This window comes from Noviherbaspirillum malthae, assembly GCF_015352985.1.
In the GTDB taxonomy this organism is placed as follows: Bacteria; Pseudomonadota; Gammaproteobacteria; order Burkholderiales; family Burkholderiaceae_D; genus Noviherbaspirillum; species Noviherbaspirillum malthae.
Window position 1 is genome coordinate 422099 of sequence record NZ_JACYXF010000001.1, and the last position, 25177, is coordinate 447275.

Consider the following 25177-nt stretch of genomic DNA (forward strand, 5'->3'; position numbering starts at 1 on the left):
ACGGGGTTACGCGGGCTGAGCCGGCTTGAGCGCCGTCATGCGGCGCAGGATCTGCTGAACCGCATCGGACTGCATGTCGCGGTAGAGCATCTCTTCTTCCTTTTCCTTCGCGATCACCTGCGACTCGTTGAAGCTGATGTCGCGCTTGAGAACGAGTTCGGTCGGCGCCAGCAGCAGGGCGCCGGCCTTGTCCTTTACCTGGAAGCGCAGCCGGTAATACAGCGAGTATTCGCGGATGCGTCCCTGGGTGTTGAGCGACAGCGTCGCCCGGTCCCGCGTCTCGCCGAGAATGTCGATGCTTGCCTCGGCCAGCTTGGGGTCGGTCACGAGGGTGGTGTCGTCGCTCGCGCGGATGTAACGCTTGAGCTCGACGCCCACCGGCGAGGTTTCAGGCACGCCGATGTAAACGGTCCTGAACGGCAGGCTCGATTTGCCGTCAGACCCGCGCAGGCGGAAGCCGCATGCCGACAGCAGGGCGGCACCGGACAATGCGAGGACAAGGCTGCGTCGTTGCATGGAGGCTCCTGTCAGGCGACGATGTTGACCAGCTTGCCGGGCACGATGATGACCTTCTTCGGCGTGCCTTCGACGAACTTCTTCACGTTGTCGTTGGCCAGCGCGGCGGCTTCGATGGCGGCCTTGTCGGCTTCCTTCGGCACCTTCACGCTGCCGCGCAGCTTGCCGTTGACCTGCACCATCAGCTCGATCTCCGCCTGTTCCAGCGCGGACGCATCGACCTGCGGCCACGGCGCATCGAGGATGTCGCCGTGCTGCTTCGCAAAGCCGAGTTCCTGCCACAGCACATGGGTGATGTGCGGCGCGACCGGGTACAGCATGCGCAGGAAGATCGAATAGCCTTCGGCGATCACCGCATTGGATGCGGGAGAGTCGTCGAACTTGGCCGCTTCCAGCGTGTTGAGCATCTTCATGCTGGCGGAGACGACCGTGTTGTACTGGATGCGCTTGAAGTCGTGATCGGCCTGCTGCAGGATCTTGTGCACTTCGCGGCGCAGCGTCTTGTGCGTTTCGGGCAGGCTGCCGAAATCGATAGCGCCAACTGCGGCAAAGCGGCCGGCCTGCGCATGGGCGAAGGCCCAGACGCGGCGCAGGAAGCGGTTCGCGCCTTCCACGCCGGCGCCGGACCACTCGAGCGTCTGCTCCGGCGGCGAGGCAAACATCGTGAACAGGCGGGCCGTGTCGGCGCCGTACTGGTCGATCTGCGCCTGCGGATCGATGCCGTTGTTCTTCGACTTCGACATCTTCTCGGTGCCGCCGATCTCTACCGGCTGGCCGTCGCTCCTGAGCAGCGCGGAAACCGGCCGGCCCTTGTCGTCGAAACTCAGTTCCACGTCGGCCGGGTTGAACCAGGTCTTCTTGCCGCTGGCGTCTTCGCGGTAATAGGTCTCGTTGAGCACCATGCCCTGGGTCAGTAGGTTGACGAAGGGCTCGTCGAACTTGACCAGGCCGAAGTCGCGCATCACCTTGGTCCAGAAGCGCGCATACAGCAGGTGCAGCACCGCATGCTCGATGCCGCCGATGTACTGGTCCATCGGCATCCAGTAATCGTTGCGCGCATCGACCATCGCGTCATTGCTGCCCGGCGAGCAGTAGCGCATGTAATACCAGGACGAATCGACGAAGGTGTCCATGGTGTCGGTTTCCCGGCGCGCCGGCTTGCCGCACTGCGGGCAGTCGACATGCAGGAATGCCTCGTGCTTGTTGAGCGGGTTGCCGCTGCCGTCCGGCACGCAGTCTTCCGGCAGCACGACGGGCAGGTCCTTCTCTGGCACCGGCACGTCGCCGCAGGACTGGCAATGGATGATCGGGATCGGCGTGCCCCAGTAGCGCTGGCGCGAGATGCCCCAGTCGCGCAGGCGGTAGGTGACCTTCTTTTCGCCGAGTCCCCGGGCAGCGAGGTCGGCCGCGACCGCATCGACTGCTGCAGCGTAACCGAGCCCGTCGTACTTGCCGGAATTGATGCAGACGCCGTGCTCCTTGTCCGCATACCATTCCTGCCAGGCGTCGGTCGAGTAGGTCTTGCCTTCGACGGCGATGACCTGCTTGATGGGCAGACCGTATTTCCTGGCGAACGCAAAGTCGCGCTCGTCATGCGCCGGCACGCCCATCACGGCGCCGTCGCCGTAGGTGATCAGCACATAGTTGCCGACCCAGACCTCGACCTTGTCGCCGGTCAGCGGATGGGTGACGAACAGGCCGGTCGGCATGCCTTTCTTTTCCATCGTCGCCATGTCGGCTTCGATGACGCTGCCTTTCTTGCATTCGGCGATGAAGGCGGCGAGTTCGGGATTGGACTGCGCGGCATGGGTGGCCAGCGCGTGCTCCGGCGCGACCGCGCAGAAGGTGACGCCCATGATGGTGTCGGCGCGGGTGGTGAAGACCCACAGCTTGCCGTCGTTGATCGCGGCGCCGCTTTCATCCCTGATGTCGTGCGGGAAGGCGAAGCGCACGCCGGTCGACTTGCCGATCCAGTTCGACTGCATGATGCGCACGCGCTCGGGCCAGCCGGGCAGCTTGTTGTCGACGAAATCGAGCAGCTCCTCGGCATAGGAGGTGATGCGGGCGTAGTACATCGGGATCTCGCGCTTTTCGATCAGCGCGCCGGAACGCCAGCCGCGGCCGTCGATCACCTGCTCGTTGGCGAGCACGGTCTGGTCGATCGGGTCCCAGTTCACGGTGCCGGTTTTCTTGTAGATGATGCCTTTTTCCAGCATCTTGAGGAACATCCACTGGTTCCACTTGTAGTAGTCCGGCTTGCAGGCGGTCATTTCGCGCGACCAGTCGATCGCCAGGCCCATCGACTGCATCTGCTGCTTCATGTACTCGATGTTCGAGTAAGTCCACTGCGCGGGCGGCACGCCGTTGGCCATCGCCGCGTTCTCGGCCGGCATGCCGAAGGCGTCCCAGCCCATCGGCATGAGCACGTTGTGGCCGTTCATCCGCAGGTAGCGGTACATCACGTCGTTGATGGTGTAGTTGCGCACATGGCCCATGTGCAGCTTGCCCGACGGGTAGGGCAGCATGGAGCAGGCATAGAATTTCTTCTTGTCCTGACCGTTCTTGTCCTTTGCGTGTTCGACGGTCTTGTAGGCGTCGATGGCCTGCCAATGGTCTTGCGCCGCTTTTTCTACGTCGCCGGGGAGATATTTTTCTTGCATGACGGATGAAGCCGAAGTGGAATTGAACCCGTCATTATACTGGGTTGCCGCCGGCAATTGCCGTCCGGCGCAGCCGGAATTGCCGGCCGAATCCCCGGGAAATCAGCTTGTGTCAGCGCAGCTTCAACGCAGCACCAGGCCGAGCGCCGGCTTTTCCCCGCTTTCCGAACAGAGCAGGTTCACTTCGGCGGTGCATTCCTCCAGCGCCGACAGGATCTCGGGCGCGTCGCGCCGCAGGACATCGGAATTCAGGATCTGTATCTGCAGCTGCTCATCCTCGCCGAGCACGTAGGCCGACATGCCGTCATCGTCCCGCAGGCCGCTCAGGCAGTCGATCCAGGCGTCCATGTTGCGCCCGTAGAAATCTGGGAAACCGAAGGCGGTCTTGCAGGCGTCGTGGAACTTGTTCCAGTCGGTGAGTTGCTGGCCATCGAGCTGTATGGAAGGCATGGAATCCTGTTGTCAAATTGGCAGGCGCGGTCACGGGCCGGTTTCAGGGCTGCTGCTGCGATTCCGTGACGAAGCCCATTTTCGTCATGCCGCTGGTCTGCGCCGCCGACATGACTTGCGCAATGATTTCATAGCGGGTGGACTTGTCGGCGCGCAACTGCAATTCCGGCTGCGGCTGCTTCTTTGCTGCGACTGCGAGCCGGTTGCCAAGTTCCGCCTGCTCCACCGCTTCGTTGTTCCAGTAGATCTTGCCCGCGCCGTCGATGGACAGGGAAATGGTGTCGGGCTTGTCCGGCGAGGGAGCCGACTGGGCGCTGGGCAGGTCGAGCTTGATGGAATGCGTGAACAGCGGCGCGGCGATGATGAAGATCACCAGCAGCACCAGCATGACGTCGACCATGGGCGTGACATTGATGTCCGCCATCGGCGCCTGCTTCCTGTCGTCATTGAATCCGCCGAAGGCCATCGCAGGCTCCTTTATTTTCCGACGCGCGCGCCGGTGGTGAGATAGGCGTGCAGATCATGGGCGAAGGCATCGAGTTCCGCCAGGGTCACGCGGTTGACGCGGGTGAAGGCATTGTAGGCCAGCACGGCGGGGATGGCGACCACCAGTCCGAGCGCGGTCATGATCAGCGCTTCGCCGACCGGTCCGGCCACCTTGTCGATCTGCACCGTGCCGCTGCTCGAGACCGCGGCCAGTGCATGGTAGATGCCCCATACCGTGCCGAACAGCCCGACGAAGGGCGCGGTCGACCCCACCGAGGCGAGCAGCGTCAGGCCGCTTTCCAGGCGCGCCGACACGCGGTTGATTTCCTGGCGCAGGGTGCGGGTGATAAGTTCGCTCGGATCGACATTGGCATTGAGCGAACCCGTCTGGGCCTTCAGATTGGCGGCCTGGGCGCTCTGGATCGCCAGCGGCGCATAGACATCCTCGCTGTCGGCGTTCCTGACGACATCAATGGCATCGTTGAGGGTCGGGGCTTTCCAGAAGCCATCCAGCGCACTCGCGCTCCTGCGGATCCTCCATGAGCTCCAGGCCTTGGAAAAAATGTAATACCAGCTGACGACCGACATCAGCAGCAGCAGGTAAGCCACCGAATGGGTGACCGCATCGCCCTGGGCCCAGTAATGCGCGAATCCGAGAGTGTCGTTCATGGAGGCTTGTCAGAATGAAATTAGTTTTGCAGTTTAAACGGAATAGGGATCAGAAACCACTCATCCACCGGCTTGCCGTCCTGCGTCGCCGGATGAAAGCGCCATGTCTGCACCGCATTCTTCGCCGACTGGTCGAGCAGCGGAGATCCGCTCGAAGTCCTGATCTCCACGGCGCCCGCGGTGCCGTCGGCCCTGACCAGCACGCGCAGCACCACGGTGCCTTGCTCTTCCAGTTGACGCGACATGCGCGGATATTCCGGCTTGCGGTTGGTGGCGGCATAACTGGCGGGAATCGATACCGGGGTGCGTGTCGATGGTGGCGGGGCCGCGGAGGCCGGCGGTTCGGGGGCAGGCTCTGCCGGGGCCGCAATGGCGCTGGTGTTGGAGGGCGCGGAGCGCTCCTCGAACCTGACAGCTGGCGTTTCGGTCTGCGGCTGGGTGGGGGCTGGTTTCGGCGGCGGTTTGCGTTCGCTGCGCGTTTTCGGGGGAGGCCGTTTTTTTTCAACCGGCGGAGAAGCCTCCGGCGGTTTGGCTTGCGGCGCCACGGGTAAAGGCGCGGGCAGGGTGGGCGGTGGAGATGAAACTGGCGGAACGGGCAGGGCCGGCGGAGAAGGCGGGGCAGGCGGCGCTTCCGGAATCAGCGCCACCTCGATCGGCTTGGGCGGTTCCTTCGCCTTTTCGCTGGAGGACAGCATGCTCACGGCGATCAGCACGAGGCCTGCATGCAGCAGCAGGGCCGCAACGGCGGGGATGATCGCCGTTGCGGGTCTCATGCGAATGCCGGCCTGCGTTCGCACCGCGGATGCATGGCTATGCGAGCCCGAGTACCGCCTGCATGTCGAACAGGCCGGTCGTCTTGTCGGCCAGGAAACGCGCCGCGCGCAAGCTGCCATGCGCATAGCTGAGCCGGCTGGACGACTTGTGCGTGATTTCGATCCGTTCGCCGATGCCTGCAAACAGCACGGTATGGTCGCCGACGATATCGCCGCCGCGGATGGTGGCAAAACCGATCGATGACGGATCGCGCTCGCCGGTCACGCCTTCGCGCGCATACACGGCCACATCCTTGAGGTCGCGGCCGAGGGATTCGGCAATGACCTCGCCCATCTTGATCGCAGTGCCGGAGGGCGCATCGACCTTGTGGCGGTGGTGCGCTTCGATGATCTCGATGTCATAGCCGTGCGAAAAGCTCTTCGCCGCCATTTGCAGCAGCTTGAGCGTGACATTGACGCCGACGCTCATGTTGGGCGCAAATACCACTGCGGTCTTTTGCGCGGCGGCGGCGATGGCGGCCTTGCCGGCCTCGTCGAAGCCGGTGGTGCCGATGATCATCTTGATGCCGTGCGCGGCACAGTATTCGAGATGTTTGAGCGTGCCTTCGGGGCGGGTGAAGTCGATCAGGAATTCGGCATTCGCGAGACCCTTGGCGAAGTCGGATTCGATCGGCACGTCGGCCGGCTTGCCGAGGAATGCGGCAGCGTCGGTGCCGAGGCCCGCCGCGCCCGGGATGTCGAGCGCGCCGGCGAGCACGGCATCATCGGCGTTCTGGATGGTTTCGATCAGCATGCGGCCCATGCGGCCGGAAGCGCCCGCGACGGCGATTTTCATTGGATTCATGGCGATGCCTGCTTATTTGTTGCCCGGCGCGGAGCCGGCGATGAATGCAAGGTATTCCTGTTCTGTCGGCAGCGTGCCGCCGTCGATGTCGGCGAGGCGGTTGTCCTTGAAGAATACCGTCACATGGCTGGAAATGACTTCGCCGTTGCGTTTCTTGAGGCGGAAGGGGTAATCCCAGCGGTCGGCATGGAACATGTCGGTCAGCAGCGGCGTGCCGAGAACGAAGCGCACCTGTTCACGCGTGACGCCTTCGGGACGCTGCATGCCTTCCTTGAGCTGGGCAACCATTTCGCGGGAAACGAAATTGCCTTGCTGAATGTCGATCTTGTAGGGCGAGAAAACGCCGAGAAAACGCTGGACGCCGGTCGGGCCGGTAGCGGTGACGCCGCTGGCAGGGCCTGCGGACGATCCATCGGTTTTAGCTTGGGCGGGTGCGGCTTCAGCCTGCTGCGACGGTTTGGCCGCCGGCGCGGAAACGCTCGCGGGCTCTTCCATCAGCGGGTTTTTCGATGCGCATCCAGCAAGGCAGGCCGCGAGGGCCAGCCATACCATACGGGCGGTAACTGGTGTACGATCAAAGGACGACAACGACATTCGCATAGTGGGTCTCAATTCTTCGAGCAGTCAGGTAATTTGGGCAATTGGGCCAAAACGCTATATGATAAAGCAGATAATCCGATTCCGATCAACAACATGCCAAGCAATCCCTCCGAGTTAAAGGCAAGCGGTCTGAAAGCGACGCTGCCCCGCCTGAAGATCCTCGATATTTTCCAGAATAGCGCGGTACGCCATCTGAGCGCCGAAGATGTCTACAAAATTCTTCTCAGCGAGAATATGGATGTCGGTCTTGCAACGGTTTATCGCGTGCTGACGCAATTCGAACAGGCAGGCCTGCTGCATCGCAATCATTTCGAAACCGGCAAGGCGGTCTTCGAACTCAACGCAGGTTCGCACCATGACCATCTGGTTTGTCTGGATTGCGGCCGCGTGGAAGAGTTCTACGACGAAGAAATCGAGAAGCGCCAGCAGAGCATCGCCAAGGACCGCGGCTTCGCGATTTCCGAACATGCGCTTGCCCTGTACGGCCACTGCACCAAGACCGACTGTCCGCACCGCACGCGGTGAGCCTACGCCTCCCGTTCCGCTTTTCCCCGCTCAAGAATTATTCAGCAGCCACACCGTATGGAACGGTACGGCTGCACTGAATGCACCTACTCACCTCATGGCAGAAAGGCTAGCCCGGCATGAAGCCTGAACCGAGAAGTTTTCCCCGCAAGGTCATGCGCTGCCAGGCAATCGTGGCGGTGCCGGGCGGCAATCCAATCCGTTGCCGTACGCTCGATATTTCCCTCGGCGGGCTAAGCCTGCTGGTCGGCGAGCAATTACGCATGGGGCAGGAATGTACCGTCGGTTTCGAGGCGCCGCTCAACGGGAAGATGGTCAGGGTGATGGGGCAGGGCAAGGTGGTCTACAGCATTCTTGCCGGCGCCGACGGTTTCCGCATCGGCATTCAGTTCATCAGCATCGACGCGGCCAACAGCAAGACCGTTGCCCAGCTGATGATGGGGTAGCAGGCATGGCAGGCGGCACGCGCCGCCCCATGCGGACGTGTGCACAGGGTTCAGCTCGGGAGGCTCGGCTCAGGTATGGCTCAGCGCGTTAGAGAGCAGCTTGGCGGTGATGTCGACGATGGGAATCACGCGTTCGTAGGCCATGCGGGTCGGGCCGATGACGCCCAGCGTGCCGACGATCTTGCCATTGACCTCATAGGGCGCGGTCACCACGCTCATCTCGTCGACCGGCAGCAGCTGCGAATCGCCGCCGATGAAGATCTGCACGCCGGTAGCCTTGCTCGATACATCCAGCAGCTGCATCAGGCTGGTTTTCTGCTCGAACAGGTCGAACAGCTTGCGCAGCGAAGTCATGTTGGAGGCGAGGTCGGTGACGGAAAGCAGGTTGCGTTCGCCGGAGATCACGACATCTTCCGCGCTTTCGGCCATCGCATCGCTGCCGGCTTCGACCGCCGCCTGCATCAGGTTCGTCATGTCGTCGCGCAGCTGCTTCAACTCGCCATGCAGGCGGGTGCGGACTTCGTCGAAACTGTGGCCGGCGAAATGCTGGTTGATGTAATTGGCCGCCTGCACCAGCTGCGCCGGCGAATAGTCGGCATCGGTCAGCAATAGCCGGTTCTGCACATCGCCGTTGGGCGCCACGATCACCAGCAGGATGCGTTTTTCAGACAGGCGCAGGAATTCGATCTGCTGGAAAACCGACTCGTGCTTCGGCGTCATCACCACGCCGGCAAACTGCGACAGGGAAGACAGCACCTGGGCGGCATTGGAAATGATCTTCTGCGGCGACTTGGACTGCAGGCGCATCTGCAGCTTGGATTCCACGGTGGTTTCATCGATGGACTGCACGGTCAGCAGCGTATCCACGAACACACGGTAGCCGCGCGGCGTCGGCACGCGGCCGGCCGAGGTGTGTGGACTTGCAACAAAGCCCATTTCCTCCAGGTCCGCCATGATGTTGCGGATGGTGGCCGGCGACAGTTCGAGTCCCGAGATTTTCGAGAGCGCGCGCGAACCCACAGGCTGACCATCCGCGATGTAGCGTTCCACGAGGGCCTTAAGCAAAGTTTGTGCGCGATTATCGAGTTGCATAGGGGTATTCTAACGACGCTGAACAGCGCATGCCACCTTCTGTTGCAGCTTGTAGTCAGAAAAAGTTGATAGTTATCAGAGTTTTATTGCATTGCCGACGGCATGGCAGGCCAGCCGGCGGTATTTGTCAAAGACGCCATTCGTCATGTGCAACCGCAAGTTTCAACTGCTGATCCAGCGCTCAAGTTCAATCAGGTCGCTGCAGGTTGCATCCGGCCTGACGCCTTCGGGCAGCGAGCGGTCCGGGCCGAGTCCATTTCGCTTCATCCACACTGCGCGCAGTCCCGCCTTTTGAGCACCGACAACATCCAGCAGCGGATCATCTCCGACATAGATGGCTTCGGCCGGCCTGATTTTCAAGGCGTCGCACGCGGCATGAAATATGGCCGGATCGGGCTTGGCCCGTCCGAAGCTGTAGGCTGCAATGGAAGCGTCGAACAGATGCGCGATGCCGATGGCTTCCAGGTCGGAGACCCCGTTCGATACCGATGCCAGCGCCAGCTTGCCCCTCATCCTGCCGAGCGCAGGCTTGACATCGTCGAACAGGGTGACTTCATTTCTGGCGCGGGAAAATACCGCCATCGCCTCGTCCACCAGGCGACTATCCTCGCCGGCATCGATGAAGGCTTCCACCAGCACCGCATGCCTCAATGCGCGCAAATCGAGCTGGTAGACCGGATCGGTTTCCATCAGGGCCTGCCGCCGCGCGCGCATGCCCTCGATCGATACGCGGCGCGCAACCGCGGGCACGTTCAGCTCCAGCCATTGAAACAGCAGGTTTTCCGCGCGCTTGATGACGGGAACGATGGGCCACAGGGTATCGTCGAGATCGAACAGCACGGCTTTGATGACTGACATAGGGATTCCGGATAGGGGTTTCAACAGCTTGCCTGGGCGCGAGACTGGCAGGGCGCCTGACTGCGTACCTTCATGGCATCCTGTATCGCACAGCGAAATTATGGTCTAATCTGGAGCATGTTGCCTGTCACGCCACTTTCCTCTCCTCTCGTTTTCAAGACGATTGCCGTCATCGGCAAGTACATGGCCGCCGGTATCGAGCAGTCGCTGTCGGACCTTGCCTCGTTCCTGGTCAAGCGCGGCCATGCCGTCGTGTTCGAGTCGGAAACCGCCAACAATGTTGCGCTGCCCGGCCTGGCCAAGATGACGCCGGAGGAAATCGGCCAGCATGCCGACGTGGCGATCGTGGTCGGCGGTGACGGCACCATGCTGGGCATTGCCCGGCAGCTTGCCCGCTTCGGGGTGCCGCTCATCGGCATCAACCAGGGCCGCCTCGGTTTCATGACTGACATTCCGCAGGAGAGCATGTTCAACGTGCTGGCGGAAATGTTGAGCGGCAATCTTGAGTCGGAACAACGCGCACTGCTCGAGGGCTCGGTCTTGCGCGACGGACAACAGATTTTCCATGCGCTGGCCTTCAACGACGTGGTCGTCGCACGCGGCGCTACCACCGGCATGGCCGAACTCAAGGTGGAAGTCGACGGCCGCTTCATGTACAACCAGCGTTCCGACGGACTGATTGTCTCCACCCCGACCGGCTCGACCGCCTATGCCCTGTCGGCCGGCGGTCCGCTGCTGCACCCCAGCCTGTCCGGCCTTGCGCTGGTGCCGATTGCGCCGCATGCGCTGTCGAACCGTCCCATCGTCGTGCCCGATTCCAGCACGATCGAGATCGAAATCATGGGCGGGCGCGACATCAGCGCCAATTTCGACATGCAATCGCTGGCCAGCCTGCAGCACCACGACCGCATCGTGATCCGCCGTTCCGCCTACACCATTACCTTCCTGCATCCGCAAGGTTGGAGTTATTACGACACCTTGCGCGAGAAGCTGCACTGGAACGAATATCCGTCCGCGACGGGCAAGTTAAAATAGCGGCTGTCTAAACATTGAATGGATTCGCCACGGCGAACATGATGGCAATGACAAGCAACAGTTGTCCCGGCCGTCGTGTTCGCCGTGGTTATTCAATCTGAACGGGTTATGCTTCGCACACTTTCCATACGCGATTTTGTTATTGTCGATTCGATAGAACTGGAATTTGCTCCGGGTTTCACCGTCTTCACCGGCGAGACCGGCGCCGGCAAGTCCATTCTGATCGATGCGCTGGCGCTGGCGCTCGGAGGACGGGGCGATGCCAGCGTGGTCCGCGAAGGTGCGGCGAAAACCGACATCACCGCCGAGTTCAGCACCGGCAGCGCGGCCGATACCTGGCTTGCCGAACATGAATTCAGCAACGAGGACGGCGGCGTGCTGCTGCGGCGCGTGATCGACAATGCCGGCCGCTCCAAGGCGTTCATCAATGGCATTTCGGCCACCGCATCGCAGCTGCGCGAACTCGGCGAGATGCTGGTCGACATCCATGGCCAGCATGCGCACCAGTCGCTGCTGAAGACGGATGCGCAGCGCGTGCTGCTCGACAGCCAGGCCGGCCTGCTCGACGAGGCCCGCGCCGTGGCCGCGGCCTACAAGACCTGGCGCGCGCTGGCCAAGCAGCGCGAGGAATTCGAAGCCAATGCCAAGAGCGTGCTGCTCGAGCGCGAACGGCTCGAATGGCAGGTCAGCGAACTGCAGAAGCTGGCCGTCAAGCCCGGCGAATGGGCCGACATCAGCACCGAGCACAGCCGCCTGTCGCATGCCGCCAGCCTGATCGAAGGCGCGCAGGAAGCCTTGAATGCCATTTCCGAGTCGGAAAGCGGCCCCATCCTGTCGCAGCTGTCGGCATTGACGCTCAAGCTGTCCAAGCTGGCCGACATCGATGCCGCGCTGCGCCCGGTGGTCGATGCGCTGGAGCCGGCGCGCATCCAGCTGCAGGAAGCGGTGTACGGCCTCAACGACTATCTCGGCCGCGTCGAACTCGATCCCGAACGGCTGCATCTGGTGGAGTCGCGCCTCGATGCAATCCACTCCACTGCGCGCAAGTTCCGCGTCGCACCCGAGGAGCTGCCGCAGGAATATGAAAGCCTGTCGGCGCAGCTCAAGCAGCTGGCCAATGCCACCGATCTCGACGCCATGCGCGTGCAGGAGGAAAAGCTCAAGTCCGCCTACATGGAGCTGGCGGTGAAGCTGTCCAAGTCGCGCGCCAAGGCAGCCAAGGCGCTCGGCGACGCGGTGACGGCAGCGATGCAGGACCTGAGCATGTCGGGCGGGCGCTTCGAAGTGGCGCTGCATCCCTGCGAACCGGCGAGCTACGGTGTCGAGCAGGTGGAATTCATGGTGGCCGCCCATGCCGGCACATCGGCAAGGCCGCTGGCCAAGGTCGCTTCCGGCGGCGAACTTGCGCGTATCTCGCTGGCCATTTCCGTCATCACGTCCAGCGCCACGGCGACGCCGACGCTGATTTTCGACGAAGTCGACAGCGGCATCGGCGGCGGCGTGGCGGAAGTGGTGGGGCGCCTGCTCAAGCGTCTCGGCCGCGACCGCCAGGTGCTGTGCGTGACCCACCTGCCGCAGGTCGCCAGCCAGGCGAACCAGCATTTCCAGGTCAGCAAGCGCAGCAGCGAAGGACGCACCATGTCGCGCATCGACTTCCTCGACGCCAAGGCGCGCATCGAGGAAATCGCACGCATGCTGGGCGGGATCGAAATCACCGCGACCACGCGCAAGCATGCGCGCGAACTGCTTGCTTCCTGAGGATTTGACTCAGTTACTCAAACATCAAGAAAAACCGACACGCAATGCGCCCCGCCAAGGAACCTTCCTACACCCACGGCTCCCTTTCCAGGACCGCCGTCGTTCTGGTCAATCTCGGTACGCCGGATGCCCCGACGGCGCCGGCGGTGCGCCGCTATCTGAAAGAGTTCCTGTCGGATCCGCGCGTGGTCGAGATTCCGCGCGCCGTCTGGTGGTTCATCCTCAACGGCCTGATCCTGCCGCTGCGCTCCTCGAAGTCGGCGGAAAAATACGCGTCGATCTGGACTGAAGACGGTTCGCCGCTGAAGGTGCATACCGAGCGCCAGGCCAAGCTGCTGCGCGGCTACCTCGGCGAGCGCGGCCACCAGGTGGAGGTAGCCTTTGCAATGCGTTACGGCCAGCCGGCGCTGCCCGACGTGCTCGACAGGCTCAAGGCCGACGGCTGCGACCGCATTCTCATCCTGCCTGCCTATCCCCAGTATTCGGGAACGACGACCGCGTCGGCCTTCGATGCGGTGTTCCGGCATTTTTCCGGGGTGCGCAATGTGCCGGAACTGCGGCTGGTCAAGCATTACCACGATCATGAGGCGTACATTCACGCGCTGGCGAAAGTGATCCGGAGCTACTGGGACCTGAACGGCCGTCCGGACAAGCTGGTCATGAGCTTTCACGGCGTGCCCAAGCGCACGCTGCTGCTGGGCGATCCCTACCATTGCGAATGCCACAAGACCGCGCGCATGGTGGCGAAACAGCTCCAGCTGGCCGCCGACGACTATGTCGTCACCTTCCAGTCGCGCTTCGGCAAGGCGGAATGGCTGCAGCCTTACACCGCCCCGATGCTGCAGACTCTGGGCAGGGAAGGCAAGCGCCGCGTCGACGTGGTGTGTCCGGGATTCGTCAGCGACTGCCTGGAGACGCTGGAGGAAATTGCCATGGAAGGCCGGCAGGAATTCCTGCATGCCGGCGGCAAGGAATTCCATTACATTCCTTGCCTGAACGAAGACCCGGCATGGATTACTGCAATGGCCGACATCGCGGAGCAGCACATGATCGGCTGGCCGACCGTGCTGACGCCGCCCATGCAGGCGGAGAGGGAAGCGGAAGCGGCGCTGTCGCGGCAGCAGGCGCTGCTGCACGGCGCCGAGCGCTAGCAGCGAGCGCTGCCTGTGGAGCGTCAAGGACGTTAGAGCAGCGGTAACAGCCGCGCTTCGCAGATCCACGCGGCGGCGAACAGCGAATAGGCGACGATCCCAGCAGATATGAGCGGAAGTTTCATCATGTTCATCCATGGATGCCCGACGGTTCCAAGCTTGATGCAAGTTCAGGGCCATCCCGGCAGCTGGTCTTGAGCCGCACTGCAGCATCCCTATATCCATCGTAGTACGGCATGCCGAGATTGAAAGCCCGAATTGTCCGGCTCTTGTAACGGTTTGAAACCGCCATTCACGGTGGCTGTCGGGCATGCCGGAAAATTTCCCCGCAACATCTTTCAAAATCCCCCTTGAAAAAGTAAGGGATACCCTCATGTAAGGAAGCAATGAACGCTAAGCCATTGATTGTTGGAGACTTTTTGTGATGCAAGATCAAGAAAAGATGCAGGAACAGACCGAACAGGCCAATCAGACCTCCTCCCAGGGTGCTCAGGGTAGCCAAGCTGCTCAAACATCCGAGGCCCCGGCGCCCGAGAGCGCCGCTTCCCAGTCCGCTGCGCCGCCCCAGCAAAACGCTTCCCTCGAGGAAAAGCTGGCCGCTGCGGAAGCCAAGCTGGCCGAGCTGCAGGATGCCTTCCTCCGCGCCAAGGCAGATACCGAAAACATCCGCCGCCGCGCTCAGGAAGATATTGCAAAGGCGCACAAGTTTGCGATTGAAAATTTTGCCGAAGCCCTGGTGCCGGTCAAGGACAGCCTTGAAATGGCGCTCAAGCTCGAAACCCCGGCTGTGGAATCGCTGAAGGAGGGCGTCGAAATGACGCTCAAGCAGCTGACCGCAGCCTTCGAGCGCAACCGGCTGATCGAGATCAATCCGGTCCCCGGCGAAAAGCTCGACCCGATGAAGCACCAGGCGATCTCCATGGTGCCCGCCGAGCAGGATGCCAATACCATCGTCAGCGTGCTGCAGAAGGGCTATACGATCGCGGATCGCCTGCTGCGCCCGGCTCTGGTGACCGTCGCACAGTAAAAAATGGCGCAGTAAAAATTGATTCTGGGGGCGCTTGAAACCGGCGTCCCGGTTCCACATATACAACACATTAGAAATCCAGCTTCTTAAAGGAACACATCATGGGCAAGATTATTGGTATCGACCTCGGCACGACCAACTCCTGCGTCGCCATCATGGAAGGCGGCCAGCCGAAAGTCATTGAAAACTCTGAAGGTTCGCGCACCACGCCTTCCGTGGTTGCCTACCAGGACGACGGTGAAATCCTCGTCGGCGCGCCTGCAAAACGCCAGGCCGTCACCAACCCGAAAAACACTCTCTATGCCGTCAAGCGCCTGATCGGCCGCAAGTTCGACGAAAAGGAAGTCCAGAAGGACATCAACCTGATGCCTTACCAGATCGTCAAGGCCGACAACGGCGACGCCTGGGTACAAGTGCGCGACAAGAAGCTCGCCGCACAGCAGGTTTCCGCCGAAGTCCTGCGCAAGATGAAGAAGACCGCCGAAGACTATCTTGGCGAGGAAGTCACCGAAGCCGTGATCACCGTGCCGGCTTACTTCAACGATGCGCAGCGCCAGGCGACCAAGGACGCAGGCCGCATCGCCGGTCTGGACGTCAAGCGCATCATCAACGAGCCGACCGCGGCTGCGCTGGCCTTCGGCCTCGACAAGAGCGGCAAGGGCGACCGCAAGATCGCCGTGTATGACCTCGGCGGCGGCACCTTCGACATCTCGATCATCGAGATTGCGGATGTCGACGGCGAAATGCAGTTCGAAGTGCTCTCCACCAATGGCGACACCTTCCTCGGCGGTGAAGACTTCGACCAGCGCGTCATCGATTACATCATCGACGAATTCAAGAAGAACAACGGTCTCGATTTGTCCAAGGACCCGATCGCGCTGCAGCGCATCAAGGCATCTGCCGAGCGCGCCAAGATCGAGCTGTCGTCCTCCCAGCAAACCGAGATCAACGAGCCGTACATCGCCATGGTCAACGGCGCTCCGGTGCACCTGAACATGAAGGTCACCCGCGCCAAGCTGGAATCGCTGGTTGAGGAACTGATCTCGCGCACCATCGAGCCGTGCCGCATCGCGATCAAGGATGCAGGCGTGAAAGTCTCCGACATCCAGGACGTGATCCTGGTCGGCGGCATGACCCGCATGCCCAAGGTGCAGGAAAAGGTCAAGGAATTCTTCGGCAAGGATCCGCGCAAGGACGTCAACCCGGACGAAGCCGTCGCTGTCGGCGCCGCCATCCAGGGTTCCGTGCTGTCCGGCGACCGCAAGGACCTGCTGCTGCTCGACGTGACTCCGCTGTCGCTGGGGATTGAAACCCTGGGCGGCGTGATGACCAAGATGATCAACAAGAACACCACGATCCCGACCAAGTTCAGCCAGGTGTTCTCGACCGCCGACGACAACCAGCCGGCCGTGACCATCAAGGTGTACCAGGGCGAGCGTGAAATCGCCACCGGCAACAAGCTGCTCGGCGAATTCAACCTCGAAGGCATCCCGCCGGCACCGCGCGGCATTCCGCAGATCGAAGTGACCTTCGACATCGACGCCAACGGCATCCTGCACGTCGGTGCGAAGGACAAGGCTTCCGGCAAGGAAAACAAGATCACCATCAAGGCGAACTCCGGTCTGACCGAAGAGGAAATCCAGAAGATGGTGAAGGACGCCGAGCTGTACGCCGACGAAGACAAGAAGCTCAAGGAACTGGCAGACGCCCGCAACCAGGGCGACGCGCTGGTACACTCGACCAAGAAGGCGGTCTCCGAATACGGCGACAAGCTGGAAGGCGGCGAGAAGGAGAAGATCGAAGCCGCGATCAAGGATCTGGAAGAAGCCCTCAAGGGCAACGACAAGTCCGCGATCGACGACAAGGTCTCCGCGCTCTCGACTGCTGCCCAGAAGCTGGGTGAGAAGATGTATGCCGACGCACAGGCTCAGCAGGCAGGCGCTGCCGGTGCAGCAGGTGCCGCTGGCGGTGCAGGCGCATCGGAATCGAAAGCGAAGGAAGAAGACGTTGTCGACGCCGACTTCAAGGAAGTCAAAGACAAATAATTGATGGTCCTCGGCTTGCGCCGTGGCGACCCCCGCCGGGCCGAAGATCGTTAAGCGATCCTCGACTCGGCGTTTTTGCTTAAATTCAGGATGCCTACAACATGGCAAAGCGTGACTATTACGAAATACTGGGCGTAGCGAAGAATGCCTCCGACGACGAGATCAAGAAGGCATATCGCAAGCTGGCGATGAAATACCATCCGGACCGCAATCCGGACAGCAAGGGCGCAGAAGAAAAATTCAAGGAAGCCAAAGAGGCTTACGAGATGCTTTCCGACGCGAGCAAGCGTGAAGCCTATGACCGCTACGGCCACGCCGGCGTCGACCCCAACATGGGCGGCGGCGGTCCGGGCGGCCCCGGCTTCGGCGGTTTTGGCGATGCGTTCGGCGACATCTTCGGCGACATCTTCGGACAGGGCGCCCGCGGCGGACGCAGTTCGGGACCGCAGGTTTACCGCGGCGCAGACCTGCGCTACAACCTGGAAATCACCCTGGAACAGGCGGCCCACGGCTATGACACGACGATCCGCGTGCCGTCCTGGGATGAATGCGAAACCTGTCATGGCTCCGGTGCCAAGCCGGGCACCTCGCCGACCACTTGTACCACTTGCGGCGGCCAAGGCCAGGTGCGCATGCAGCAGGGCTTCTTCAGCATCCAGCAGACCTGCCCGAAATGCCACGGCACGGGCAAGATCATCCCGACGCCATGCCCCACCTGCAGCGGCGCGGGACGCATCAAGCGCAACAAGACCCTGGAAGTAAAGATTCCGGCCGGTATCGACGACGGCATGCGCATCCGCTCCTCGGGCAACGGCGAGCCTGGCATGAACGGCGGCCCTCCGGGCGACCTGTATGTGGAAATCCATATCAAGCCGCACCAGGTCTTCCAGCGCGACGGCGACGACCTGCATTGCGAAATCCCGGTCTCGTTCGCCAAGGCGGCGCTGGGCGGCGAGGTGGAAGTGCCGACGCTCAACGGCAAGGCTTCCTTCACCCTGCCGGAAGGCACGCAGTCGGGCAAGACTTTCCGTCTGCGCGGCAAGGGCATCAAGGGCGTGCGGTCCGGTTATGCCGGCGACCTGTTCTGCCACGTGGTCGTGGAAACGCCGGTTAAGCTCACCGAGCGGCAGAAGGAATTGCTGCAGGAGTTCGAGCAGCTGACCACGGCCGGCGGCTCCAAGCACAGCCCGCAGAGCAAGTCGTGGAAAGACAAGGTGAAGGAGTTCTTCGAGTAAGAAATACCGGCTCGCGAATACCAATTCGTCAAGTCCGGGTTGTCTCATCAAGCCGCAGGTTCTTCCAGAGCCTGCGGCTTTTGTTTTTCCTCAAGCTTGGGGTAAATCGCCAGGCATTAGAGTTTCGGCTCTAGGTTTTCTCTGGATAATCTGGCATTTCCAGCGTGCATTGTTGCTGGCCATAACAAATAAATACCGGAGACAATCATGACAAGAAAAGCCGTCCAGTTCCTTCTCAATCTAAGCCTTGCCTGTATCGCATACGCCTTGGCCGGAATGACAGCGTCGGCGGCTTCTGCAGCGGAGGTGGCCGGCGTCAAGATCGACGACATCGCGCGCGTCGGCAACCAGGATCTCAAGCTCAACGGTGCGGGCATTCGCCATAAAGCCATCTTCAAGGCTTACGTCGCCGCCTTGTATCTCAACGAGAAGAGGACGACGGTCGGCGAGGTGCTGAATTTGCCGGGCGCGAAACGGGTCACCATCGTGATGCTGCGCGACGTCGGCAATGAAGAACTGGCGCGCGGCTTCATGAGCGGCATCCAGCAGAACAGCGACAAGTCCGAAAAGGTGAGATTCATTTCGCAGCTGCAGAAGTTCGGCGAAATCTTCGCCTCGATTCCGGAGCTGAAGAAGGGCGATGTCCTGACCACCGACTGGGTGCCCGAGAGCGGGACGGTCATTCACGTCAACGGCAGGAAGGTATCCGACTCGCTGCCTGATCCTGCCTTCTACAATGCGCTGCTCAAGATCTGGCTGGGCGACAAGCCCGTCGATGCGAAACTGAAGCCGGCCATGCTGGGCGAAAAGCCGGAGGAGCCGCAGCGCGGCAACAGCTGACGGCTTGGCCGTCCACGTCATGACATGAGGGCGGGAGCTGCGATCAAGCCGACCCGGCCTATTTTCCAACCGCTCGTGCTTTTCCATTCTTGCAACTCTTTGCACAGTTATAATGCGCATTGTCCGCGGCGACGCGCTGCGGCGCTCTACCGGTCTGCCGGCATTCCCTACCCGGGAATGCGGCATGGCCGGGCCGCCACTCCACGAACCGGCAAGCGCCATGACTTCCCCCAAACTTCCTCGGCAGCTGCTGGAGCCGCTGTTCGACAACAACCGGTCCTGGGCTGCTTCCATGGTGGCTACGGACGAGAACTTCTTCAAAACGCTGGCGCGCCAGCAATCGCCGGAATACCTGTGGATCGGCTGCGCCGACAGCCGCGTTCCCGCCAATGAAATCGTCGGCCTGCTGCCCGGAGAGCTCTTCGTTCACCGCAATATCGCCAACGTGGTCGTGCACACCGACCTCAATTGCCTGTCGGTGCTGCAGTTTGCCATCGATGTGCTGAAGGTCAGGCACATCATCGTCTGCGGTCACTACGGCTGCTCCGGCGTTCACGCGGCGCTGGCCCGGCGCCGCGTCGGCCTAGCTGACAACTGGCTGCGCCATGTGCAGGACGTGCATCAGAAGCATGAGCGCTATCTCGGCGAAACGCTGCCGACCAAGCTCAAGCAGGACAGGCTGTGCGAATTGAATGTGCTGGAGCAGGTGGCCAACGTCTGCCAGACGACCGTGGTGCAGGATGCATGGGAGCGCGGACAGGAGCTGACCATTCACAGCTGGATCTATGGCCTGCACGACGGTCTGCTGCGCGACTTGGGGCTGACATTGGGTGGAGCGGAAGACTTGGCTGCGAAAATGTCAGGCATCCTGACGCAGTATGAGGAAGCGCCGAAACAGGTCTGATTCTTCTGCAGGCCGACCCTGCCGAGATGCGGGAGAATTATTCAGCACAGCCGGCGCAGGTCCCATGTGGGATGGCTGCGCCGGCTTCGTTTCTTGAAAGCCGGCTCAGAAGCAATGTTCTGCTGCCGGGAAGGACTGGTCCTTCACGGCGGCGATATAAGCCCTGACGGCGGCTTCGATGCTGGTCTGGCCGTCCATGAAATTCCTGACGAAGCGCGCCTTGCGGCCGGGGAAGACGCCCAGCATGTCGTGCATGACCAGTACCTGTCCGGAGCAATCCACGCCAGCGCCGATGCCGATGGTAGGAATGCTCAGCAGGTCGGTGACTTCCTTGCCGAGCGCGCTTGGAATGGCTTCCAGCACCACGAGCGTTGCGCCGGCGGCCTGCAGCGCCAAGGCATCCGCCTTCAATTTTTCTGCGCCCTCGGTGGTCTTGCCCTGTACCTTGAAACCGCCGAACTGGTGAACCGACTGCGGCGTCAGTCCGAGATGCGCGCAGACCGGAATCGCGCGTTCCGTGAGGAAGCGCACGGTATCGGCCAGCCAGGCGCCGCCTTCGATCTTGACCATCTGCGCGCCGGCCTGCATCAGCTTGGCTGCATTCTCGAACGCCGCCTCGGGAGTGGCGTAGGTGCCGAAGGGCATGTCCGCAACCAGCAGCGCATTCTTGTTGCCACGCGCGACCGATGCGGTGTGATAGGCAATGTCGGCAAGCGTGACGGGCAGGGTGGAGGCATGGCCCTGGCAGACATTGCCGAGCGAATCCCCGACCAGCAACACATCGACGGCGCAGCGGTCCATCAATGCCGCGAAGCTTGCGTCGTAGCAGGTCAGCATCGCAATCTTTTCTCCCGCTGCGCGCATGGCCAGCAGCGCCGGCGCCGTTACGGCCTTGGTGCGTCCGGCTGTCTCGCCGTCTTGCAGATAGGCTGCCATCATTGTTCCCCGAGGTTGAGATATTCCCGTTTGCCCCGCATCGCATCGATGCGGGCGAGCAGTTGGGCGAAGTGCTCGTCGCTTCCGACCGGATTGAAATGCTCGGTATTTACGATCAGCTGAGGCGCGGCGTCGTAATGATAAAAGAATCGGCTGTAACTTTCACAAAGGCGCTCCAGGTAGACATCCGTGATGCCGGCTTCCATCGCAATGCCGCGCTTGCGGATGCGCTCCACCAGCGTCGCGGGCTCCGCCGTCAGGTAGATCACCAAGTCGGGCGCCGGCCCCTGCGGCCGCAGCTGCTCGCACAGCTGTTCATATAGCTTGAGTTCGTCGGGGTCCAGCGTCAGGCGCGCGAACAGCGCATCCTTGTCGAGAAGGAAGTCGGACACGATCCTTGTTGTCGATGGATCGGCCTGCGCCAGCACGCGCATCTGGCCCATGCGCTGGAACAGGAAGGCGATCTGGGTGGACAGCGCATAGCGGGCCGGATCGCGGTAGAAGTTGTCGAGGAAGGGGATTTCCTGCGGGCGTTCGACGAGCTTTTGCGCATGCAGCACATCGGCCAGCCTTTGCACGAGGGAAGTCTTGCCGACGCCGATCGGGCCTTCGACGACGATGTATCGGTAACGGTCGAGGTTCATGAGCGGAAAATGAAATATACCGCGCCGACCAGGCAAAGCGCTGCCCAGATATAGTCCAGCTTGAACGGCTGGTTCATGTACAGCATCGCGAACGGCACGAACACGGTGAGGGTGATGGCTTCCTGCATGATCTTCAGCTGGGCGACGCTGAATTCAGTGTAGCCGATGCGGTTGGCCGGCACCTGCAACAGGTATTCGAACAGCGCGATCGACCAGCTAATCAGCGCCGCAATCCACCAGGGCTTGCTGGCAAGACTCTTCAGGTGGCCATACCAGGCAAATGTCATGAAGATGTTCGACAGCACCAGCAGGCCGACGGTCTGCAGGGTCACAGGGAGGTTCATGGTCAGATCTTCCGGATGGTTTGCGAGGAGACGCCGGGAACGAAGGCATGCGCCGGGCCCTTGCCGGGAATGTCGATGAAGGGATCGATCTGCAGCAGCGGGATCAGCACGAAGGCGCGCTGCGTCATGCGCGGATGCGGCACCGTCAGCGTATCGCCGGCGATTGTTTCGCGCCCATACAGCAGCAGGTCGAGGTCGAGGGTGCGGGGCGCATTCGGGTAGGGGCGCTCGCGGCCGAAATCCTGCTCGATGGCCTGCAGCTGCGTCAGCAGGGATGGCGCCTCGAGGCCGGTTTCGATCTTGACGACGGCGTTCACATAGTCGTCGCCGCCGGCATCGACGGGCGCGGTGCGGAACAGGCTGGACCGGGCAAGCAGCGCCGAATCGGGCAACTGCGCGAGCCTGGCGATCGCCTGCTCGACCTGCTCCTGCGCGCTGCCGAGATTGGCGCCGACGCCAATGTAGCAATCCTCACGCGCGCCCTTCATTGCGCTGATTGCGCTCATTGTGCGGAGCCTTCCGCCGGCGTTTCCTTCGGTTTGCTGCGGCTGCGGCGGCGGCGCTTGCGGGCGGGCGCTCCTTCTCCTTCGGCCTTGGGCTTGCGGGCAAGAAGGGCTTCGCGCTCGGGGCCGTCGGCGGCCATGAAGTCGGTCCACCAGTCGCCGATTTCCTGGTCGATTTCACCCGAGGCGCAGCGCAGCAGCAGGAAATCGTAGCCGGCGCGCAGGCGCGGATGCTCGAGCAGCTTGTACGGCGACTTGCCGACGCGGCGCTCGAAGCGCGGCTGCATCGCCCAGATGTCGCGCATGTCGGAAGCGATGCGGCGCTGCAGGGCGAGCTTTTCGGTCTGGGTGTTGAGCACGTCGTCGGCCGCCAGGTGCAGCGCGGGAATCGGATATTCGCCGGCGGCCTGGTAGGCCGTCCACTTTTCCAGGACTTGGTGCCAGAGCAGGGAAGCGAACAGGAAACCCGGCGATACCGGCTTGCCTTCGCGGATGCGCTGGTCGGTGCCGGCCAGCGCCAGGGTGACGAACTTCTCGCCCAGCGGCTGCTCCAGCACGACGTCGAGCAGCGGCAAGAGGCCGTGGTGCAGGCCTTCCGTGCGCAGCTGCTGCAGGCAGGCCAGCGCCTGGCCGCTCATGAGCAGCTTGAGCATCTCGTCGAAAACCCGGGCCGCGGGAACGTTGTTGATCAGCGGCGCCATGACCTGGATCGGCGCGCGCGTCTGCGGGTCGATGGTGAAGCCGAGCTTGGCGGCGAAGCGCACCACGCGCAGCAGGCGCACCGGGTCTTCGCGGTAGCGCGCTTCCGGAACGCCGATGATGCGCAGGGTCTTGCTGCGGATGTCGGCGATGCCCTGGTGATAGTCGAACACCTGCCGCGTGGCCGGATCGTAGTACATCGCATTGATCGTGAAGTCGCGCCGCACCGCATCTTCATGCTGTTCGCCGAAGGTGTTGTCGCGCAGCACGCGGCCGTGCTCGTCCTTGGGCGCGTTGTCGGCCGAGGTGCTGCGGAAGGTGGTGACTTCGATGATTTCCTGGCCGAACATCACGTGCACGATCTGGAAGCGCCTGCCGATGATGAAGGCGCGCCGGAACAGGCGTTTCACCTGTTCCGGCGTGGCATTGGTGGCGACGTCGAAATCCTTGGGCTTGACGCCGAGCAGCAGGTCGCGCACCGCGCCGCCGACCACGAAAGCCTTGAAGCCGGCTTCCTGCAATGTCTGCGTGACGCGCACCGCGTTCGGCGACAGCAGCTGCGGATTGATGCCGTGGTCGTTCGGTCCGAGAATGGCCGGCTGGTTCGGGCTTTCGGTTTTCTTCTTTACGCCGAGGATGCGCTTGATAAGCTTTTTAATCATTCGAACAGGGACAGGATGGGCCAGCCTTGGGCGCTGGCATGCGCTCTGAGCAAGGCGTTCGGGTTGGTGGCGACGGGATCGGTCACGGCGGACAGCAGCGGAATGTCGTTCTGGGAATCGCTGTAGAAATAGCTGCGCGGGAAGCCGGACAGGGACTTGCCCTGCGCGGCCAGCCAGTCGTTCAGATGAACGACCTTGCCGGAACCGGAAGTGGGAATGCCGAGCAGTTTGCCGGTGATTTCGCCTTCCGGTGTTTCTTCAGGCTGCGCGGCGATCAGGTTGGCCACGCCGAGCGCGGCCGCGATCGGCGCGGTGACGAAACGGTTGGTGGCGGTGATGATGACGACTTCATCGCCGGCATCCTGGTGGCGCCTGACGAGGTCGAGCGCCGTCTGGCGGATGCCCGGGCGGATCACTTCCGCCATGAACTGCTCGTGCCAGGTATCGAGCTGTTTTCTGGGGAAGCCCGCCAGCGTGCCGAGCGCGAATTCCAGGTATTCGACCGGATCGAGCGTGCCGGCTTCGTACTGGGCATAGAACTGGGCGTTGCGGCGGGAGAAGGCTTCGTTGTCCACGGCGCCGATGCGCACCAGGAACTGGCCCCATTCATAATCGGAGTCCAGCGGTATCAGGGTATGGTCTAGGTCGAAGAGGGCGATATTCATTATGGTTTGGGTTCACCTTCGAGTTGCAGCAGGCTGCGCAGCAGGGGCAGGGTGATCGGCCGTTGGGTTTCCAGAGAGTACTGGTCCAGGGCATCGAGCATTGCCGACAGTGAGCGCATGTCGCGGCGGAAATGGGTGATCAGATAGGGTAACACGCCCGGAGGAAGGCTAATGCCGCGCGCCTGCGCCGTCTGGGTCAGGGCGGCGATCTTTTCCTCGTCGGTCAGGCCGTGCACCTGGTACACCAGGCCCCAGCCGAGGCGCGTGCGCAGGTCTTCCCGCAATTCCAGTCCCAGCGGCGGCTTGCTGCCGGCACTGACCAGCAGCGCTCCGTTTTCCTTGACTTGGTTGAACAGGGCGAAGGCCGCAATCTGGGCATCGGCGTCCAGGTCCTGGCAATCGTCCATCAGGTAAAGGCCGATGCCGTGGTCGAATACATAATCCTCCGGCGGCGCGCCGGCCGGAAGGTAGCGTGCATCCGCATCGGCATCCGCCGCCAGCGAGCGCAGCAGGTGCGTCTTGCCGGCGCCTTCCTCGCCCCAGAGATAGATGAAGCGATCGTCGGAAACGGCGCCGCCCTGCGCGAAACGCCGCAGGCGCTGCGCCAGTTCGGCGTTCCGGCCGACAACGAAGGTATCGAGGGTTTGCGGTTTTTCCGCGCCCAGGTCAAGGAGCATTTGCCTCATGACGGACGAAAAAAGCTGCCGCGCCGGCCGCATTCCTGCTGGGGAAGGAAAGAAAATGGCATGAAACTGGAAGCTTGCACTGATCGGTTTGTTAAAATAGCGGTTTGGTCGCCGCATTTGGCTA

At 62.1% G+C, this 25177-nt stretch carries 27 protein-coding genes; 10 read left to right on the forward strand and 17 right to left on the reverse strand.

Annotation, left to right across the window (positions count from 1 at the left end):
* Positions 1-6: 6 nt before the first annotated feature.
* From IGW03_RS02125 to IGW03_RS02160, 8 genes are all read right to left on the reverse strand, one after another.
* Positions 7-516 (reverse strand): LPS-assembly lipoprotein LptE, encoded by a 510-nt coding sequence (locus tag IGW03_RS02125; protein ID WP_194720846.1) that lies wholly within the window; start codon positions 514-516, stop codon positions 7-9.
* 11 nt (positions 517-527) lie between these two features.
* Positions 528-3176, reverse strand: coding sequence for a leucine--tRNA ligase (leuS, locus tag IGW03_RS02130; RefSeq protein ID WP_194720847.1), 2649 nt, complete (start codon positions 3174-3176; stop codon positions 528-530).
* Between the two features lie 123 nt (positions 3177-3299).
* The gene (locus tag IGW03_RS02135) at positions 3300-3626 is read right to left on the reverse strand and encodes a barstar family protein (protein ID WP_194720848.1); all 327 of its coding nucleotides are present in this window, start codon (positions 3624-3626) and stop codon (positions 3300-3302) included.
* Positions 3627-3669: 43 nt separating this feature from the next.
* Positions 3670-4092 carry an ExbD/TolR family protein gene (locus tag IGW03_RS02140; RefSeq protein ID WP_194720849.1) on the reverse strand — a complete coding sequence of 141 codons (423 nt, stop codon included), beginning with the start codon at positions 4090-4092 and terminating at the stop codon, positions 3670-3672.
* An 11-nt stretch (positions 4093-4103) separates the two neighbouring features.
* Positions 4104-4781, reverse strand: a complete 678-nt coding sequence (locus IGW03_RS02145) for a MotA/TolQ/ExbB proton channel family protein (RefSeq protein WP_194720850.1) — start codon at positions 4779-4781, stop codon at positions 4104-4106.
* A 20-nt stretch (positions 4782-4801) separates the two neighbouring features.
* The gene (locus IGW03_RS02150) at positions 4802-5554 is read right to left on the reverse strand and encodes an energy transducer TonB (protein WP_194720851.1); all 753 of its coding nucleotides are present in this window, start codon (positions 5552-5554) and stop codon (positions 4802-4804) included.
* Between the two features lie 37 nt (positions 5555-5591).
* Positions 5592-6398 (reverse strand): 4-hydroxy-tetrahydrodipicolinate reductase, encoded by an 807-nt coding sequence (gene dapB / locus IGW03_RS02155; RefSeq protein WP_194720852.1) that lies wholly within the window; start codon positions 6396-6398, stop codon positions 5592-5594.
* 12 nt (positions 6399-6410) lie between these two features.
* Positions 6411-6893, reverse strand: a complete 483-nt coding sequence (locus tag IGW03_RS02160) for an outer membrane protein assembly factor BamE (protein WP_323744915.1) — start codon at positions 6891-6893, stop codon at positions 6411-6413.
* 198 nt (positions 6894-7091) lie between these two features.
* Here IGW03_RS02160 and fur point away from each other — a divergent pair, with 198 nt between their 5' ends.
* Positions 7092-7523, forward strand: a complete 432-nt coding sequence (gene fur, locus IGW03_RS02165) for a ferric iron uptake transcriptional regulator (RefSeq protein WP_194720854.1) — start codon at positions 7092-7094, stop codon at positions 7521-7523.
* Positions 7524-7642: 119 nt separating this feature from the next.
* Positions 7643-7969, forward strand: coding sequence for a PilZ domain-containing protein (locus IGW03_RS02170; protein ID WP_194720855.1), 327 nt, complete (start codon positions 7643-7645; stop codon positions 7967-7969).
* A 69-nt stretch (positions 7970-8038) separates the two neighbouring features.
* On the opposite strand, the gene hrcA is transcribed toward IGW03_RS02170, so the two are convergent.
* Together hrcA and IGW03_RS02180 are read right to left on the reverse strand one after the other, a co-directional pair.
* Positions 8039-9061, reverse strand: coding sequence for a heat-inducible transcriptional repressor HrcA (gene hrcA / locus IGW03_RS02175; RefSeq protein ID WP_194720856.1), 1023 nt, complete (start codon positions 9059-9061; stop codon positions 8039-8041).
* A gap of 162 nt (positions 9062-9223) precedes the next feature.
* Positions 9224-9919 carry an HAD family hydrolase gene (locus tag IGW03_RS02180; RefSeq protein WP_194720857.1) on the reverse strand — a complete coding sequence of 232 codons (696 nt, stop codon included), beginning with the start codon at positions 9917-9919 and terminating at the stop codon, positions 9224-9226.
* 117 nt (positions 9920-10036) lie between these two features.
* Between IGW03_RS02180 and IGW03_RS02185 the strand changes: the two genes are divergently transcribed.
* From IGW03_RS02185 to can, 8 genes are all read left to right on the forward strand, one after another.
* Complete coding sequence (locus IGW03_RS02185) at positions 10037-10954, forward strand: NAD kinase (RefSeq protein ID WP_194720858.1); 918 nt, start codon at positions 10037-10039, stop codon at positions 10952-10954.
* 108 nt (positions 10955-11062) lie between these two features.
* On the forward strand, positions 11063-12712 hold the full coding sequence (gene recN, locus IGW03_RS02190) for a DNA repair protein RecN (RefSeq protein ID WP_194720859.1): 1650 nt from the start codon (positions 11063-11065) through the stop codon (positions 12710-12712).
* A 44-nt stretch (positions 12713-12756) separates the two neighbouring features.
* Positions 12757-13863: a ferrochelatase gene (hemH, locus tag IGW03_RS02195; protein ID WP_194720860.1), complete on the forward strand. Its 1107-nt coding sequence runs from the start codon at positions 12757-12759 to the stop codon at positions 13861-13863.
* Positions 13864-14287: 424 nt separating this feature from the next.
* Positions 14288-14890, forward strand: a complete 603-nt coding sequence (gene grpE, locus IGW03_RS02200) for a nucleotide exchange factor GrpE (protein WP_194720861.1) — start codon at positions 14288-14290, stop codon at positions 14888-14890.
* A gap of 101 nt (positions 14891-14991) precedes the next feature.
* On the forward strand, positions 14992-16935 hold the full coding sequence (gene dnaK / locus IGW03_RS02205; RefSeq protein WP_194720862.1) for a molecular chaperone DnaK: 1944 nt from the start codon (positions 14992-14994) through the stop codon (positions 16933-16935).
* A gap of 101 nt (positions 16936-17036) precedes the next feature.
* On the forward strand, positions 17037-18170 hold the full coding sequence (gene dnaJ, locus IGW03_RS02210) for a molecular chaperone DnaJ (RefSeq protein WP_194720863.1): 1134 nt from the start codon (positions 17037-17039) through the stop codon (positions 18168-18170).
* A 207-nt stretch (positions 18171-18377) separates the two neighbouring features.
* Positions 18378-19010 (forward strand): chalcone isomerase family protein, encoded by a 633-nt coding sequence (locus IGW03_RS02215; RefSeq protein ID WP_194720864.1) that lies wholly within the window; start codon positions 18378-18380, stop codon positions 19008-19010.
* Positions 19011-19230: 220 nt separating this feature from the next.
* Positions 19231-19914 carry a carbonate dehydratase gene (gene can, locus IGW03_RS02220; RefSeq protein WP_194720865.1) on the forward strand — a complete coding sequence of 228 codons (684 nt, stop codon included), beginning with the start codon at positions 19231-19233 and terminating at the stop codon, positions 19912-19914.
* 105 nt (positions 19915-20019) lie between these two features.
* Here the strand turns inward: can and panB are convergent, their stop codons facing one another.
* From panB to hda, 7 genes are read right to left on the reverse strand one after another with little or no spacing between them, the layout of a single operon-like run.
* The gene (panB, locus tag IGW03_RS02225) at positions 20020-20850 is read right to left on the reverse strand and encodes a 3-methyl-2-oxobutanoate hydroxymethyltransferase (RefSeq protein ID WP_194721194.1); all 831 of its coding nucleotides are present in this window, start codon (positions 20848-20850) and stop codon (positions 20020-20022) included.
* A complete protein-coding gene (locus IGW03_RS02230) occupies positions 20850-21494 on the reverse strand; it encodes a deoxynucleoside kinase (RefSeq protein ID WP_194720866.1) in 645 nt (214 codons plus the stop codon). The genes panB and IGW03_RS02230 overlap by 1 nt, the downstream gene beginning before the upstream one ends.
* On the reverse strand, positions 21491-21838 hold the full coding sequence (locus tag IGW03_RS02235) for a DMT family protein (protein ID WP_194720867.1): 348 nt from the start codon (positions 21836-21838) through the stop codon (positions 21491-21493). The genes IGW03_RS02230 and IGW03_RS02235 overlap by 4 nt, the downstream gene beginning before the upstream one ends.
* A 2-nt stretch (positions 21839-21840) precedes the next feature.
* Entirely contained in the window at positions 21841-22344 is a 504-nt protein-coding gene (folK, locus tag IGW03_RS02240) for a 2-amino-4-hydroxy-6-hydroxymethyldihydropteridine diphosphokinase (protein WP_228534907.1), read from the reverse strand.
* On the reverse strand, positions 22341-23702 hold the full coding sequence (gene pcnB, locus IGW03_RS02245; RefSeq protein ID WP_194720868.1) for a polynucleotide adenylyltransferase PcnB: 1362 nt from the start codon (positions 23700-23702) through the stop codon (positions 22341-22343). The genes folK and pcnB overlap by 4 nt, the downstream gene beginning before the upstream one ends.
* Positions 23699-24367 carry a histidinol-phosphatase gene (locus IGW03_RS02250; protein WP_194720869.1) on the reverse strand — a complete coding sequence of 223 codons (669 nt, stop codon included), beginning with the start codon at positions 24365-24367 and terminating at the stop codon, positions 23699-23701. The genes pcnB and IGW03_RS02250 overlap by 4 nt, the downstream gene beginning before the upstream one ends.
* Positions 24367-25053, reverse strand: a complete 687-nt coding sequence (gene hda, locus IGW03_RS02255) for a DnaA regulatory inactivator Hda (protein WP_194720870.1) — start codon at positions 25051-25053, stop codon at positions 24367-24369. The genes IGW03_RS02250 and hda overlap by 1 nt, the downstream gene beginning before the upstream one ends.
* Positions 25054-25177: the final 124 nt, after the last annotated feature.

Coding starts and splice junctions, on each gene's coding strand:
- IGW03_RS02125 (WP_194720846.1), bottom strand. CDS start 516: ATGCAACGACGCAGCCTTGTCCTCGCATTGTCCGGTGCCGCCCTGCTG.
- leuS (WP_194720847.1), bottom strand. CDS start 3,176: ATGCAAGAAAAATATCTCCCCGGCGACGTAGAAAAAGCGGCGCAAGAC.
- IGW03_RS02135 (WP_194720848.1), bottom strand. CDS start 3,626: ATGCCTTCCATACAGCTCGATGGCCAGCAACTCACCGACTGGAACAAG.
- IGW03_RS02140 (WP_194720849.1), bottom strand. CDS start 4,092: ATGGCCTTCGGCGGATTCAATGACGACAGGAAGCAGGCGCCGATGGCG.
- IGW03_RS02145 (WP_194720850.1), bottom strand. CDS start 4,781: ATGAACGACACTCTCGGATTCGCGCATTACTGGGCCCAGGGCGATGCG.
- IGW03_RS02150 (WP_194720851.1), bottom strand. CDS start 5,554: ATGAGACCCGCAACGGCGATCATCCCCGCCGTTGCGGCCCTGCTGCTG.
- dapB (WP_194720852.1), bottom strand. CDS start 6,398: ATGAATCCAATGAAAATCGCCGTCGCGGGCGCTTCCGGCCGCATGGGC.
- IGW03_RS02160 (WP_323744915.1), bottom strand. CDS start 6,893: ATGGAAGAGCCCGCGAGCGTTTCCGCGCCGGCGGCCAAACCGTCGCAG.
- fur (WP_194720854.1), top strand. CDS start 7,092: ATGCCAAGCAATCCCTCCGAGTTAAAGGCAAGCGGTCTGAAAGCGACG.
- IGW03_RS02170 (WP_194720855.1), top strand. CDS start 7,643: ATGAAGCCTGAACCGAGAAGTTTTCCCCGCAAGGTCATGCGCTGCCAG.
- hrcA (WP_194720856.1), bottom strand. CDS start 9,061: ATGCAACTCGATAATCGCGCACAAACTTTGCTTAAGGCCCTCGTGGAA.
- IGW03_RS02180 (WP_194720857.1), bottom strand. CDS start 9,919: ATGTCAGTCATCAAAGCCGTGCTGTTCGATCTCGACGATACCCTGTGG.
- IGW03_RS02185 (WP_194720858.1), top strand. CDS start 10,037: ATGTTGCCTGTCACGCCACTTTCCTCTCCTCTCGTTTTCAAGACGATT.
- recN (WP_194720859.1), top strand. CDS start 11,063: ATGCTTCGCACACTTTCCATACGCGATTTTGTTATTGTCGATTCGATA.
- hemH (WP_194720860.1), top strand. CDS start 12,757: ATGCGCCCCGCCAAGGAACCTTCCTACACCCACGGCTCCCTTTCCAGG.
- grpE (WP_194720861.1), top strand. CDS start 14,288: ATGCAAGATCAAGAAAAGATGCAGGAACAGACCGAACAGGCCAATCAG.
- dnaK (WP_194720862.1), top strand. CDS start 14,992: ATGGGCAAGATTATTGGTATCGACCTCGGCACGACCAACTCCTGCGTC.
- dnaJ (WP_194720863.1), top strand. CDS start 17,037: ATGGCAAAGCGTGACTATTACGAAATACTGGGCGTAGCGAAGAATGCC.
- IGW03_RS02215 (WP_194720864.1), top strand. CDS start 18,378: ATGACAAGAAAAGCCGTCCAGTTCCTTCTCAATCTAAGCCTTGCCTGT.
- can (WP_194720865.1), top strand. CDS start 19,231: ATGACTTCCCCCAAACTTCCTCGGCAGCTGCTGGAGCCGCTGTTCGAC.
- panB (WP_194721194.1), bottom strand. CDS start 20,850: ATGGCAGCCTATCTGCAAGACGGCGAGACAGCCGGACGCACCAAGGCC.
- IGW03_RS02230 (WP_194720866.1), bottom strand. CDS start 21,494: ATGAACCTCGACCGTTACCGATACATCGTCGTCGAAGGCCCGATCGGC.
- IGW03_RS02235 (WP_194720867.1), bottom strand. CDS start 21,838: ATGAACCTCCCTGTGACCCTGCAGACCGTCGGCCTGCTGGTGCTGTCG.
- folK (WP_228534907.1), bottom strand. CDS start 22,344: ATGAGCGCAATCAGCGCAATGAAGGGCGCGCGTGAGGATTGCTACATT.
- pcnB (WP_194720868.1), bottom strand. CDS start 23,702: ATGATTAAAAAGCTTATCAAGCGCATCCTCGGCGTAAAGAAGAAAACC.
- IGW03_RS02250 (WP_194720869.1), bottom strand. CDS start 24,367: ATGAATATCGCCCTCTTCGACCTAGACCATACCCTGATACCGCTGGAC.
- hda (WP_194720870.1), bottom strand. CDS start 25,053: ATGAGGCAAATGCTCCTTGACCTGGGCGCGGAAAAACCGCAAACCCTC.